Below are 13,033 nucleotides of genomic sequence, written 5' to 3'. Positions count from 1 at the left end.
GCTCGCTCGCGAGGACGCGGACATCGAGCAGCTCGTCGGGTCGGGTCGGGCCCAGTCGCGCGGCAAGTCACCGGTCCCGCTCGTCGGAGCGTCCGGTGACGGCACGCGCGTCGACACGTCGTCGATGGCGGCCTCCGAGCTGGCCGAGCTGATCCAAGGACTCAACTCCCAGATGCACGCGGCCGCGGAGGACCTTCAGTTCGAGGTGGCGGCACGACTGCGTGACGAGATCGGCGAGCTCAAAAAGGAGCTCCGCCAGATGCAGGCCGCCGGCGCCGGCTGATCGGAGAGGCCGGACGGCCCGCGCCACCCCGCGGGCCTACGGTCCCTCCCACGCATCCGCATCGACGGCGTACACCCACCGCATCCCGGGCCACTCGGTCACCGACCACAGCCTCCGCTGCTGCGGCCACGCGGCGATGTCCTCGCACCCCGTCGGGAGCACCTTCTTGTGCCGTCGGAACGCGCCCGGTCTGCCGACGAGCAGGTCGCCGTTGTTGCCCCGGCCCTGGCTCGTGGTCACGTACCACGTGCCGTCGATGGCGGTCGCTCCCTGCATCCTGGCGGCCTGCTCCGGATGGAGCTCGTCGGGTGTCAGTCGTCCGGTGTCAGGATCTCGAACGGGCAGGTGCGTGCGCGGGTCCAGCCGGAACCGCCAGAGCCGCTGGGTCTTTCCGACCCCGCCGTACTCACCGACGACGAGAGACGCTGGGCTGCCGTCCTCCGGGCTGCCGTGCTGGATCGACAAGAAGGAGTAGCGCAGCCGGCTGCCGTCGTCGCGGCTCCACGCCGACAGCTTCGCGAACACCGGCAGGACCAGCTCGTAACCCAGCCGCCTCGAGGGCCCGCCGCGAGCGCCGTCGGGCAGGCGGAGCAGGTCGTCGATCCGCACGACGTAGATGCCCGCGCGGGTCGCGGCCACGTACAGGTACGGGCCGTACCAGGCGATGCCGCCGGCATGGGTCGGGACGGGCCGCGCACGGACGCCCCAGGGGGTTCGTCGCGCCCTGACCAGGAGCACGTGCTGGTAGCGCAGCGTCGCGAGGTCGACGAAGGTCAGCCGGGCGCCGTTGCGTCGTGCGTGGTGGTGGGCGTACCAGCTGACGGCGACGACGTCGCGCCCTCCGGTGCCGCCGGGTGCGTCCCCGGCGGTCGCGTCCGCGGAGGTGGTGACGCCTTGGGGGTACCAGTCCTCGGTGTCGGCATCCGGGCGCTCCCAGGTGAACCCGTACGCCGCGGCCTGTCCCGGCACCTCGACCTCGCGAGCCTGGAGAGGGGCGGTGTCGAGCACCTCGGGGATGGTCGACCTCGTGCCTCGGCGCAGCAGAGCCCGCCTCGCGCCGGGGCTCGTCAGCGTGCCCACCAGGCCTACGTGTCTCACTGCCACGGCGCGAGCCTAGCGAGGTCTGCGACACGAGCACCCGGGGCGGCCTCTGGCACAATGGCGCAGGGAGGGGAGTATTCCTTTCGTCGACCCGTCGTCATCACGGCCAGCGCGCTGGCCCGGCGGGTCGAGCCGTGTCAGGTGCTCCTCGCGCCGGCCCGGCGGAAGAGACCTCCGGCCAGACAACCCATCCGACCGGAGGAACCGAACCGTATGAACGTCACACCCCTCGAGTGGTGGATCACGATCGGCGTCACCGTCGCCGTGCTCCTGTTCGACGTCGTCGTGATCGCGCGCAGGCCCCACGAGCCGTCGATGAAGGAAGCCGGGGTCGCGCTCACCATCTATGTCGGACTCGCGGTCGCGTTCGGCATCTGGGTGACGGGCTTCCACGGCGGTCAGTACGGCCTGGAGTTCTTCACCGGATGGCTCACCGAGTACAGCCTCTCGGTGGACAACCTGTTCATCTTCATCATCATCATGGCGAGCTTCAAGGTGCCCCGGGTCTATCAGCAAGAGGCGCTGATGATCGGCATCATCCTCGCCCTGATCTTCCGCGGGATCTTCATCGGTCTCGGTGCCGCGGCGATCAACAACTTCAGCTGGGTCTTCTACATCTTCGGCCTCTTCCTCGTCTACACGGCGTACGGACTGGTCAAGAGCTATCGCAACCACGACGACGAGGAGGCCGGCGACAACGCCGTCGTGCGGTTCGCCGAGCGGCACTTCAGCGTCGCCGACGAGTTCCACGGCATGAAGATGACCGTGCACATCGACGGCAAGCGGTTCCTGACGCCGATGTTCCTCGTGATCCTGGCCCTGGGCACCACCGACCTGCTGTTCGCGCTGGACTCGATCCCGGCGATCTACGGCATCACCAAGGAGCCGTACCTCGTCCTGACGGCGAACATCTTCGCGCTCATGGGCCTGCGCCAGCTCTACTTCCTGCTGGGCGGGCTGCTCCAGCGTCTGGTGTACCTGTCGCTCGGCCTGTCCGTGATCCTCGCCTTCATCGGCGTCAAGCTCGTCCTCCACGCGTTGCACACCAACGAGCTCCCGTTCATCAACAACGGCGAGCACCTCGACGTGCCGGAGATCCCGACGCTGATGAGCCTCGCGGTGATCATCGTGGTCCTGGCCCTGACCGCGGCCGCCAGCCTGTGGAAGACCCGCCACCAGCCGCAGCCCAAGCGGCCCGACGATCGCGAGGACGTCCCGCCGCGCTGATCGTCGTCCGCCCGGGGTCCGCGAGTCCGCTCTAGGTGGCTTGCGGACTGCCTGGGCTTGTTGTCCGGATTATGTGGGTTAGTCTGACTGAGGTCTTGCTCGACGCCGAATCCTGTCCGCGGGCGAGACCTACCCCGGAGGGTCGGTCAACGGGGGCCGGCGAACCACGAACATGACGGACAGGAGTGGGGAACCCAATTCCGGAGCCACGGCTCCTTGGGGTGAAGCCCGGTCGCGGACTCGTCCGTGACCGGCAGGGCACCTTCGGCCCGAACCCGACAGCTAACCCCGCAGGCGTTGTGAAGGAACACATGAACAACGCCCTTCACGTCGCCAAGCGCGGCGTCGCCACCACGCTCGCCCTCATGGGTCTGGTCGCCGGTCTGCTGGTCTTCACCAGCACGCCCGCCAGTGCGGCCAAGGACCGGACCTGGGAGCGCCTCGCCAAGTGCGAGGCGGGAGGTCGGTGGCACATCAACACCGGAAACGGCTACCACGGTGGTCTGCAGTTCAACCCAGGAACCTGGCGGTCGTACGGCGGCAAGAAGTATGCGTCGACCGCCTACAAGGCCAAGCGCCGCGAGCAGATCGCGGTCGCGGAGAAGGTCCTCAGGCGGCAAGGGTGGGGCGCATGGCCGGCCTGCACCCGCAAGCTCGGCCTGACCAGCAAGCACAAGCGTGAGAAGTGGCAGGGCTTCGCCAAGAGCGACCGTGTCGCCAAGAAGGGCGCCATCGGATACTTCCCGCGCTGGTGGCGCAAGAAGTTCTGGTGAGCCACCCGCCTCACCGCGGACCCCGTCGGGCTCAGTCGAGCTCGGCGGGGTCCTTCACGTAGGTGCGCTCGGCGTAGAACGCGCGGTTGATGATCCAGGTGATCACCCACAGCACCACTCCCAGGCCCAGCAGCAGTCCCGCAACTTCGTACTGCTCGGTGTCACGACCCGACAGTGGCGTCACGAGATAGAGCGAGACGACGGCGGCGACCACCGGGATGACGGTCGGCGCGACGAAGTGGCGGGTGTCGACGCGGTCGCGGCGCAGCACCAGCACCGCGACGTTGACGATCGTGAAGACCGCGAGCAGGAGGAGTGCGGTGGTGCCGCCGAGGGTGGCGACGGCGTCCTCGCTCGCGTTGAACACGTAGGTGATGAGCCCCAGGGCTAGGAGGGTCGTGAAGAGGATCGCGACCCATGGCGTCTGCCGCCGGCGACCGACGTGGGCCAGCGCCGGTGGCAGCACGTGCTGCCTGGCCATGCCGTAGAGGAGCCGGCTGGCCATGAGCATGTTGATGAGCGCCGTGTTGGCGACGGCGAACATCGTGATGAACGGATAGATCTCGTCGATCGGGAGGTTGGGGGCGCCGAGCTCGACGACGGTGAGCAGGGGCGTCTCCGTCGCGGCGAGCCGGCCGATCGGGACGAGCGCAACGGCGGTGATCGAGACGAGAACGTAGATGAGTCCCGTGATCGACAACCCGGTCAGCATGATCCGCGGGAAGGTCGAGACGGGGTCTTTCGTCTCCTCCGCCATGTTGACCGAGTCCTCGAAGCCCACCATCGCGAAGAACGCCAGCGACGTCGCCGTGGTGACAGCGAGGAAGACGTTCTTGTCCTCGGGCGTGTCGAACGCGACGACGCGGGAGAAGTCGGCGTTTCCCTCGACGACCGCCCAGATGCCGACGAGGAGGACCAGCAGGAGCCCGGAGAGCTCGACCACGGTGAGGACGACGTTGGTGATGATCCCGTGGGCGACCCCACGGAGGTTGACCAGTGCGAGCGCGACCATGAACAGCAGGGCCACGATCAGGATGCCGCTGCTGTCCAGGTCGAGCCCGAAGCCCTGGTCGAGGCTGCGCGCGAAGACACGCGACGCGGTCGAGGCCGACGTGATCCCGGACGAGAGCACCGCGAACGCCACGAGGAACGTGAGGAAGTGGATCCCGAACGCCTTGTGGGTGTAGAGCGCCGCACCGGCGGCCTGGGGATACTTCGTCACGAGCTCGAGGTACGAGAACGCGGTCAGGGTCGCGATGGCGAAGGCGATGAGGAAGGGCAGCCACGCCGCGCCGCCGACCTCGGCCGCCACCTGCCCGGTGAGCGCATAGACGCCGGTGCCCAGGATGTCACCGACGATGAACAGCAGGAGGAGCCTGGGGGTGAGGAAGCGCCTGAGCTCCGTCGGCCGGCCCTCCTCCTGATCGGACGACGTGGACCCGGGCTCGGTGTCGCTCATGACACTCCTCCTCGTACGCCGGCAGCGCGTGGGTTCACTGTCGTGCGCCGTGGCGTCGGCCGCAACCCCCCACGCACAGAGAGGGGTTCGAACACGTGTTCGAACGAGGCGTATCCTGTCCGACGTGGGCGCGAACAGGCGATACGGCCAGGAGGAGCGTGCCGTCGCCCCGCCTCGTGAGGGGGGCGGAGTGAGGCACGTCTGGGTCTCGCTGAGCCGGTACGAGTCCGACGCCTACCCCGGTCTGGTGATCGAGTGGCGTCGCGAGTCGCAGGGCTGGGTCGCCCGAGTGGCGTTCGTCCCGGGCAAGGAGGGGGAGGGGACGTTGGTGGAGCAGTGGGTGTCCGCCAGCCGCCTGCGCCCCGCCGGTCCTCGACCGTCCGCCGGGTGACCGGTAGGGCTCAGCCGAGCTCCACCCGCCCCGCCGCAGCCACCAGTGCGTCCACCACGGCGGAGACGGCCAGGCCGGGCTCGCGCCGGTTCTGCCGGTGCCGGGCGATTACGCGACGCGAGCCCAGTCCCGGGAGCGCGACCACCTCGACGCCGGCGGGAAGGTCCTGGTGGAGCGCGAGCGCCGCCACCATGGCCACGCCCTCCCCGGCGGCCACCAGGGCGTACGCCGTCTCGAAGCTCGTGAACTGGTGGACCATCGTCAGCTGCCCTCCCAGCGTGCGCGCCAGGCGCTGCAGTGCTCGTGCCGCGGCCGTCTGAGGCTCGGCTCCGAGCCATCGGGCGTCCGCGAGGTCGGCGGCCTGGGTCGGCGTGGCGAACGAGGAGGGGATGACGGCGCGCCACGGCTCGTCGAGGAGGATCACGTCGTGAGTCCCGCGCGGCGCCGGTGAGACGGCCTCCTCGTCCTGCTCGACCAGCACGAGGTCGAGCTCGCCGGCCCGGAGCAGGCGGAGGGCGTCGTCCGGCTCGTGCTCCTCGACGGTGACCTCGATGCCGGGATAGGTCTCGCGGACCTGCCCGAGAGACGGGCCGACGATCGCCTGGATGGACGTCTGGAACGCCCCGAGCGCGACGCGCCCGGAGACGTCGCCGCTCAGGGTCGCGAGCGACTTGCGGGCTTCGACCAGCTCCGCCTCGATGCGTTCCGCGGTCTCGGCGAGGACGCGGCCGGCGGGGGTCAGCGTGACGCCGCGAGGACCGCGGTCCAGGACGTCCAGACCCTCCTCGGACTCGAGCCGTGCGATCTGCTGCGACACCGCCGACGGTGTGACGTTCAACTCGTCGGCGGCCGCCAGGATGCCGCCGGAGCGGTGGACGGCGAGGAGAACCGCGAGACGGCGGGGATCGATGGAGGCCATTTAGCAATACTAAACGGCTCATCAAGGATAGGTCGATTGTGCTTAACCCTTGCGCGACGCACACTGAGGGGGTCGCCGCAGTGAGACATCCGGTCGCCGACATCCCCTCATCCACGCACGATCTCTCGGAGCCGCACATGTTCTCCCTCGCCGACTTTGTCACCGCCCTCGGGTGGTTCGGCGCAGTCGCGGGCGCTGCCGCGTACCTTCTCGTCAGCCGCGGTCGCTGGAGCGCCGCCTCGGCGCGCTACCAGTCCGCCAACCTCCTCGGCGCCGGCCTGATGGGGGCGGTCGCGGCGTTCAACGGGATCTGGCCCTCCGCCGCGGCGAACCTCATCTGGGTCGTGATCGGCGGTCAGGCCCTGTGGGTGATCTTCGCGAAGAAGCAGGCGACGCAGCAGCCTGCCGCCACCGCGGAGGTCAGCCCTGTCGCGGCTCCGGTCGTCACCGCCGCACCCGCGTACGAGCAGCACGTCCTCGACGAGGTCTGGGACGAGCGCGACCCGACGCTGCAGATGAGCGTCGACGAGCTGACGGTCCTCACCTCGCAGCGCATGCCCGTCGCCGCCTGACCGCTCACCAGCCGCGTTCGCGCCACTGGGCCAGGTGGGGCCGCTCGGCGCCGAGCGTCGAGTCGTCACCGTGCCCGGGGTAGAACCACGTCTCGTCCGGCAGCTGGTCGAACACCTTGTGCTCGACGTCGCCGAGGAGCGTCACGAAGTCGTCGTGCGAGCCGGTCTTGCCGACCCCGCCCGGGAAGAGCGAGTCGCCGGTGAACAGGTGCGGCATCCCGTCGGGATCGTCGAACAGCAGGGCGATCGAGCCCGGCGTGTGCCCCACGAGGTGGATGACCTGGAGTCGTGACCGTCCGACGGAGATCTCCTCCCCGTCGGTGACGACGACGTCGATGGGGACGCCGATCTCCTCGGCGTCGTCGGCACCGGCGACGGTCCTGGCACCGGTCGCCGCCACGACCGCGGCCAGTGCCTGCCAGTGGTCGCCGTGCCGGTGCGTGGTCACGACCGTGGACAGACCGGCCTCGCCCACGACCTCGAGCAGCGTGTCGGCGTCGTTCGCCGCATCCACGAGCAGCTGCTCGTCGGTGTGACGGCAGCGCAGGACGTACGCGTTGTTGCTCATCGGGCCGACGGCGACCTTGGTGATGATGAGGTCGGCGAGCTCGCGGACGTGCGGCGTCCCGCCGACGGTGACCTTGCCGGTGTACGTCATCGTTCCTCCACGGTGCGGGTACGGCGCCGGCTCAACGCCACGGTCCGAGCTCGGGCAGGTCGCCGGCGGTGGTCAGGGACGGACCGACGATCCCACGGGTCACCCACGCGAGGAGGTCGGACTGCGTGCCCGACACCGTACGCCCACCGCCGTCGCCGACCCCGAAGCCGGAGTCGGTCGACCGCAGGGCGAGCAGCTCCCCAGCGCGGTCGCTCAGACCGCGGGTGGCGTCGTGCAGCGCGAGGGAGACCCACCCTTGCGGCCACTTCTCGGGCGTGTAGCCGAGGTCGAGGTCGTAGTGGTGGACGATCACCTCACCCGCCCGGAGCATGGGCACCCACGAGCCGGGGACCTCCTTGCCGCCCCGCGCGACGACCGTGCGGCCCCACGCCTCCTCCGGGAGCTGCCGCGCCGTGGTGATCCATCTCACCGACGCCTCCGTGAGGTCGTCCAGGAGCGCGTCGGCGTCGCGGTGGGCGCCGGCCTCGATGTCGGCGTCACGAGCGGCGGGGGAGCCGTACATGGGCGTCTCCTCCCCGGTCCGTGCCCACGTGAGCAGGTTGACGAGCGCGTCGGCGTTGCGGGCCAGGTGGGTGACGACGTGGCCGCGGGTCCATCCGGGGAGGAGGCTGGGCGCCCGCATGTCGGCGTCCTCGAGTGCGCCGAGCGCGAGCAGGAGGTCTCGCGTGCGGGAGTCCACCAGGTCCATCACGTCGTGGGGGGTCGCCATGGGATCACCATGCCAGGCCTGGCCGGTGACTGGTCAGCCGATTCCGTCAAGCATTCCTGTCAGGACCCGCCGGTACGATTGCAAGCGTGGGTCGAGTGCTGCCCGGGCGCTGGTCCGCGCCCTTCTCCTCGACTCGCGCGACCTCCAGGAAGGCTGATCAGGTGGCAGATCGACTGCTCATTCGCGGTGCCCGCGAGCACAACCTCAAGGATGTCTCCCTCGACCTCCCGCGGGACGCGATGATCGTCTTCACCGGCCTGTCCGGCTCCGGCAAGTCATCGCTGGCGTTCGACACGATCTTCGCCGAGGGCCAGCGCCGCTACGTCGAGAGCCTCTCCGCGTACGCGCGTCAGTTCCTCGGCCAGATGGACAAGCCCGACGTGGACTTCATCGAGGGCCTGTCGCCGGCGGTCTCCATCGACCAGAAGTCCACCTCGCGCAACCCGCGGTCCACCGTCGGCACGATCACCGAGGTGTACGACTACCTCCGTCTGCTGTACGCGCGGATCGGGCACCCGCACTGCCCCGTGTGCGGCGAGGCGATCACCAAGCAGACCCCGCAGCAGATCGTCGACCGCATCATGGCGCTCGAGGAGGGCACCCGCTTCCAGGTGCTGGCTCCGGTCATCAGGGGCCGCAAGGGCGAATACCTCGACCTGTTCCGCCAGCTTCAGTCGCAGGGCTACAGCCGGGTGCGCGTCGACGGCGAGGTCCGTAGCCTCGCCGACGACCCGCCGGCCCTGGCCAAGCAGAAGAAGCACCACATCGAGGTCGTCGTCGACCGCCTCGTCGTCAAGCCGACCTCGCAGCAGCGCATCACCGACTCCGTCGAGACCGCGCTCAACCTCGCCGACGGGCTCCTCCTGCTCGACTTCGTCGACCTGCCCGACGACGATCCGGGCCGCGTGCGCCGCTTCTCCGAAAAGCTGGCCTGCCCCAACGAGCACCCCCTCGCCGTCGATGAGCTCGAGCCGCGCTCTTTCTCCTTCAACGCCCCGTTCGGCGCGTGCCCCGAGTGCTCCGGCCTCGGCACCCGGATGGAGGTCGATCCTGAGCTGGTGGTCCCGGACCCCTCGCTGTCGCTCGACGACGGGGCCATCGCTCCGTGGTCGGCCGCGCACGTCGCCGACTACTTCGGCCGTCTGATCGACGCGTTGGCCGAGGAGCTCGACTTCACGACCTCCACTCCCTTCGAGGAGCTGCCGGCAGAAGCCCGCAAGGCGCTGCTCGAGGGACACCCGACGCAGGTCCACGTCCACTACCGCAACCGGTACGGGCGCGAGCGCTCGTACTGGAGCTCCTTCGAGGGTGTCATCCCGTACGTCGTGCGTCGGCACGCCGAGGCCGAGTCCGACACCACGCGGGAGCGCTTCGAGGATTACATGCGCGAGGTGCCCTGCCCGACCTGCGGTGGCACGCGGCTCAAGCCTGTGATCCTGGGGGTCACCGTCGCCTCGGCCACACAGGGCGAGAAGAACATCGCCGAGGTGTCCGCGCTGTCGATCGAGGAGGCCGCCCGATATCTCAGCGACCTCGAGATGTCCGAGCGTGAGAGCCAGATCGGCCAGCACGTCCTCAAGGAGATCCACGAGCGCCTGCGGTTCCTGCTCGACGTCGGCCTCGACTACCTGAGCCTGGACCGCGCGGCGGGGTCGCTGTCGGGCGGCGAGGCGCAGCGCATCCGTCTGGCGACCCAGATCGGCGCCGGTCTGGTCGGCGTCCTGTACGTCCTCGACGAGCCGTCGATCGGCCTTCACCAGCGTGACAACCACCGCCTCATCGAGACGCTGGTGCGCCTGCGTGACCTCGGCAACACGCTGATCGTGGTCGAGCACGACGAGGACACGATCCGGGCGTCCGACTGGGCCGTCGACATCGGTCCCGGTGCGGGGGAGCACGGTGGGCAGGTGATCGTCTCCGGCCCTGTCGAGGAGCTGTACGCGTCGGAGGAGTCGATCACCGGTGCCTACCTCTCCGGTCGTCGTGAGATCTCCGTACCGGCCGAGCGCCGCCCGCGACGCGAGGGTCACGAGCTCGTGGTGCGAGGCGCGCGCGAGCACAATCTCAAGGGCATCGACGTCACGTTCCCGCTCGGGCAGCTCGTCGCCGTGACGGGCGTGTCCGGCTCGGGCAAGTCGACGCTGGTCAACGACATCCTCTACACATCTCTCGCCCGGACGATCCACAACGCGCGCACCCTTCCAGGACGCCACAAGGACATCACCGGCGTCGAGCAGGTCGACAAGATCATCCACGTCGACCAGTCGCCGATCGGCCGGACGCCGCGATCCAACCCGGCGACCTACACGGGCGTCTGGGACCACGTGCGCAAGCTCTTCGCCGCGACGCCCGAGGCGAAGGTGAGGGGCTACCAGCAGGGACGCTTCTCGTTCAACGTCAAGGGCGGCCGGTGCGAGGCGTGTTCGGGTGACGGCACGATCAAGATCGAGATGAACTTCCTGCCCGACGTCTACGTGCCGTGCGAGGTCTGCCACGGGGCGCGCTACAACCGCGAGACGCTCGAGGTGCACTACAAGAGCAAGACCGTCGCCGAGGTCCTCGACATGCCGATCGAGGAGGCCAAGGAGTTCTTCCAGGCGATCCCGGCGATCGCACGCCACCTCAACACGCTGGTGGACGTGGGCCTCGGCTACGTCCGCCTCGGTCAGCCCGCGCCGACGCTGTCCGGTGGCGAGGCGCAGCGCGTCAAGCTCGCCGCCGAGCTCCAGAAGCGCCAGACCGGCCGCACGCTGTACGTCTTGGACGAGCCGACCACCGGTCTGCACTTCGAGGACATTCGCAAGCTGCTCGGCGTCCTGGGCCGGCTCGTCGACCAGGGCAACTCCGTGATCGTCATCGAGCACAACCTCGACGTCATCAAGACGGCCGACTGGTTGATCGACATGGGCCCCGACGGTGGCAACCGAGGAGGGACGCTGGTCGCGGAGGGCACGCCGGAGGACATCGCCGCGCACCCGGACAGCTACACCGGCCACTTCCTCAAGCCGCTCCTCGAGGGCCGTGAGGCGAAGCAGCCGTCCCTCCAGCCGGCGCTCGACGTGACGCCCGGCCGGATCCGTATGGGATCGGGCCGGACCGCGTCCGCGAAGGCGTCGGCCGCCGAGAAGCGTGCGGCGGCGCGCGCCGCCGCGCTGGAGACCGCCGCCGAGGGGGCCCCGACCACGAAGTCAGCGGCCAAGAAGTCGACAGTGAAGAAGCCCGCGGCGAAGAAGTCCGCGGCGAAGAAGACGGTCGCCAAGAAGGCCGCAGCCAAGAAGACGGCGGCCAAGAAGACCTCCTGACGGTTCGCCGTACGCCCGTGCAGCAGCGGGCACCATCGAGGGGGGCAGACCGTTGAACGTTCTACCGACACGACGACGTCCGACGAAGGGACCGACCGATGAGCGAGGGCACGATGAAGCGACGCACCGTGATCCAGGGAGTGGGCGTCCTGGGAGGTGTCGCCGTGACTGGTGGTCTTCTGGCCGCGTGCGGGGGCGAGGATGCGCCGTCCGGCTCCAGCACGACCAGCGCTCCGCCCGCCGGTGGCGCGACGACCGGTGGAGGCTCTGCGGGTGGCACCGAGCTCGGCGCGACCAGCGAGGTCCCGGTGGGCAGCGCACGCTTCTTCGAGGGCGAGAACGTCCTTGTCACGCAGCCGACCGAGGGCGAGTTCAAGGCCTTCTCCTCCGTCTGCACCCACCAGGGCTGCGCGGTGAGCAAGATCGACGACGACCTGATGGTGTGCCCGTGCCACGGGAGCGAGTTCTCGATCGAGGACGGGTCGGTGGAGCGGGGCCCCGCCAAGAAGCCGCTCGAGGCCCGCGAGGTCCGCGTCGAGGGCGACACGCTCTTCCTCGCCTGACCTCCCGGCCCCGCGGCCGGTGTCGGCGCCGCCTCGTACGCTTTGTCTGTGGCCGATCCAGCGACGTACCGTCCCGCACCGGGATCCATCCCCGATGCGCCGGGCGTCTACCGGTTCCGCGACGACAACCGGCAGGTCGTCTACGTCGGCAAGGCCAAGTCGCTGCGGTCGAGGCTCTCCTCCTACTTCCAGGACATCGCTCACCTCCACCCGCGCACCCAGCAGATGGTGACGACCGCGTCGAGCGTCGAGTGGACGGTCGTCTCCAACGAGGTGGAGGCACTCCAGCTCGAATACACGTGGATCAAGGAGTACGACCCGCGGTTCAACGTCAAATATCGCGACGACAAGTCCTATCCGTGGTTGGCCGTGACGCTCGACGAGGAGTTCCCCCGGGTGATGGTCGGGCGGGGTGCCAAGCGCAAGGGCGTGCGCTACTTCGGCCCCTACAGCCACGCGTGGGCGATCCGCGAGACCGTCGACCTGCTCCTGCGGGTCTTCCCGATGCGCTCGTGCACCAACGGCGTCTTCAAGCGGTCCGAGCAGATCGGACGGCCCTGCCTCCTGGGCTACATCGGCAAGTGCTCGGCGCCGTGCGTCGGTCGGGTCAGCCCCGAGGAGCACCGCGAGATCGTCGACGACTTCTGCTCGTTCCTGGCCGGCAACACGACGACCTACATCAAGCGGCTCGAGCGAGACATGCGGGCAGCCGCCGGTGAGCAGGAGTACGAGCGGGCGGCTCGCCTCCGTGACGACATCAACGCGCTGCGCAAGGCCCTCGACAAGAACGCCGTCGTGCTCGGTGACGGGACCGACGCCGACGTGATCGCCCTCGCCGACGACCCGCTCGAGGTCGGGGTGCAGATCTTCTCCGTCCGTGGTGGACGGGTCCGCGGTCAGCGTGGCTGGGTGGCGGACAAGACCGACGACGCGGGCACGGGAGAGATGGTCGAGCGAGCGATGATGAAGCTGTACGACGGCGAGCAGGCCGAGGCGATCCCGCGCGAGGTCCTCGTCCCGACACTGCCCGAGGACGCCGCCGCGGTCGCGGACTG

At 69.4% G+C, this 13,033-nt stretch carries 13 protein-coding genes and 1 riboswitch; of the genes, 8 read left to right on the top strand and 5 right to left on the bottom strand.

Annotated features, from left to right (window positions below; genetic code table 11):
* Positions 1–283: UvrB/UvrC motif-containing protein (locus PV363_RS10240; RefSeq protein ID WP_301022273.1), on the top strand; the 283-nt coding region annotated here is incomplete at its 5' end.
* A gap of 36 nt (positions 284–319) precedes the next feature.
* Here the strand turns inward: PV363_RS10240 and PV363_RS10235 are convergent.
* Complete coding sequence (locus PV363_RS10235) at positions 320–1,387, bottom strand: hypothetical protein (protein WP_220341547.1); 1,068 nt, start codon at positions 1,385–1,387, stop codon at positions 320–322.
* Positions 1,388–1,597: 210 nt separating this feature from the next.
* Between PV363_RS10235 and PV363_RS10230 the strand changes: the two genes are divergently transcribed.
* Positions 1,598–2,611, top strand: coding sequence for a TerC family protein (locus tag PV363_RS10230; protein ID WP_220341548.1), 1,014 nt, complete (start codon positions 1,598–1,600; stop codon positions 2,609–2,611).
* Between the two features lie 147 nt (positions 2,612–2,758).
* Positions 2,759–2,922: riboswitch (cyclic di-AMP (ydaO/yuaA leader) on the top strand.
* A complete protein-coding gene (locus PV363_RS10225) occupies positions 2,923–3,384 on the top strand; it encodes a transglycosylase family protein (protein ID WP_301022272.1) in 462 nt (153 codons plus the stop codon).
* A gap of 31 nt (positions 3,385–3,415) precedes the next feature.
* Here PV363_RS10225 and PV363_RS10220 read toward each other — a convergent pair whose 3' ends face one another.
* A complete protein-coding gene (locus PV363_RS10220; protein WP_301022271.1) occupies positions 3,416–4,843 on the bottom strand; it encodes an APC family permease in 1,428 nt (475 codons plus the stop codon).
* Between the two features lie 190 nt (positions 4,844–5,033).
* Here PV363_RS10220 and PV363_RS10215 point away from each other — a divergent pair, with 190 nt between their 5' ends.
* A complete protein-coding gene (locus PV363_RS10215) occupies positions 5,034–5,234 on the top strand; it encodes a hypothetical protein (RefSeq protein ID WP_220341551.1) in 201 nt (66 codons plus the stop codon).
* Positions 5,235–5,244: 10 nt separating this feature from the next.
* Here the strand turns inward: PV363_RS10215 and PV363_RS10210 are convergent, their stop codons facing one another.
* Positions 5,245–6,153, bottom strand: coding sequence for a LysR family transcriptional regulator (locus tag PV363_RS10210; RefSeq protein ID WP_220345016.1), 909 nt, complete (start codon positions 6,151–6,153; stop codon positions 5,245–5,247).
* Positions 6,154–6,290: 137 nt separating this feature from the next.
* Between PV363_RS10210 and PV363_RS10205 the strand changes: the two genes are divergently transcribed.
* The gene (locus PV363_RS10205) at positions 6,291–6,725 is read left to right on the top strand and encodes a hypothetical protein (RefSeq protein WP_301022270.1); all 435 of its coding nucleotides are present in this window, start codon (positions 6,291–6,293) and stop codon (positions 6,723–6,725) included.
* A gap of 4 nt (positions 6,726–6,729) precedes the next feature.
* Here PV363_RS10205 and PV363_RS10200 read toward each other — a convergent pair whose 3' ends face one another.
* Both PV363_RS10200 and PV363_RS10195 read right to left on the bottom strand, forming a co-directional pair.
* Entirely contained in the window at positions 6,730–7,383 is a 654-nt protein-coding gene (locus PV363_RS10200; RefSeq protein WP_301022269.1) for an MBL fold metallo-hydrolase, read from the bottom strand.
* Positions 7,384–7,414: 31 nt separating this feature from the next.
* On the bottom strand, positions 7,415–8,113 hold the full coding sequence (locus tag PV363_RS10195) for a maleylpyruvate isomerase family mycothiol-dependent enzyme (RefSeq protein ID WP_220345020.1): 699 nt from the start codon (positions 8,111–8,113) through the stop codon (positions 7,415–7,417).
* A gap of 161 nt (positions 8,114–8,274) precedes the next feature.
* On the opposite strand from PV363_RS10195, the gene uvrA reads away from it, so the two are divergent.
* The 3 genes from uvrA to uvrC form a co-directional block, all read left to right on the top strand.
* Positions 8,275–11,415 carry an excinuclease ABC subunit UvrA gene (gene uvrA, locus PV363_RS10190; protein ID WP_301022268.1) on the top strand — a complete coding sequence of 1,047 codons (3,141 nt, stop codon included), beginning with the start codon at positions 8,275–8,277 and terminating at the stop codon, positions 11,413–11,415.
* A gap of 98 nt (positions 11,416–11,513) precedes the next feature.
* Positions 11,514–11,978: a Rieske (2Fe-2S) protein gene (locus PV363_RS10185; protein ID WP_220341559.1), complete on the top strand. Its 465-nt coding sequence runs from the start codon at positions 11,514–11,516 to the stop codon at positions 11,976–11,978.
* A gap of 48 nt (positions 11,979–12,026) precedes the next feature.
* Positions 12,027–13,033: excinuclease ABC subunit UvrC (gene uvrC / locus PV363_RS10180; protein WP_301022267.1), on the top strand; the 1,007-nt coding region annotated here is incomplete at its 3' end.

This window comes from Mumia sp. (assembly GCF_028803055.1).
Lineage (GTDB): Bacteria > Actinomycetota > Actinomycetes > Propionibacteriales > Nocardioidaceae > Mumia.
This window is presented reverse-complemented; position numbering and strand designations above follow the sequence as displayed.

Excerpts from the sequence above, each read along its gene's own strand:
- PV363_RS10230 (WP_220341548.1), top strand. The coding sequence starts at position 1,598 with ATGAACGTCACACCCCTCGAGTGGTGGATCACGATCGGCGTCACCGTC.
- PV363_RS10205 (WP_301022270.1), top strand. The coding sequence starts at position 6,291 with ATGTTCTCCCTCGCCGACTTTGTCACCGCCCTCGGGTGGTTCGGCGCA.
- PV363_RS10225 (WP_301022272.1), top strand. The coding sequence starts at position 2,923 with ATGAACAACGCCCTTCACGTCGCCAAGCGCGGCGTCGCCACCACGCTC.
- PV363_RS10195 (WP_220345020.1), bottom strand. The coding sequence starts at position 8,113 with ATGGCGACCCCCCACGACGTGATGGACCTGGTGGACTCCCGCACGCGA.
- PV363_RS10185 (WP_220341559.1), top strand. The coding sequence starts at position 11,514 with ATGAGCGAGGGCACGATGAAGCGACGCACCGTGATCCAGGGAGTGGGC.
- PV363_RS10220 (WP_301022271.1), bottom strand. The coding sequence starts at position 4,843 with ATGAGCGACACCGAGCCCGGGTCCACGTCGTCCGATCAGGAGGAGGGC.
- PV363_RS10210 (WP_220345016.1), bottom strand. The coding sequence starts at position 6,153 with ATGGCCTCCATCGATCCCCGCCGTCTCGCGGTTCTCCTCGCCGTCCAC.
- PV363_RS10200 (WP_301022269.1), bottom strand. The coding sequence starts at position 7,383 with ATGACGTACACCGGCAAGGTCACCGTCGGCGGGACGCCGCACGTCCGC.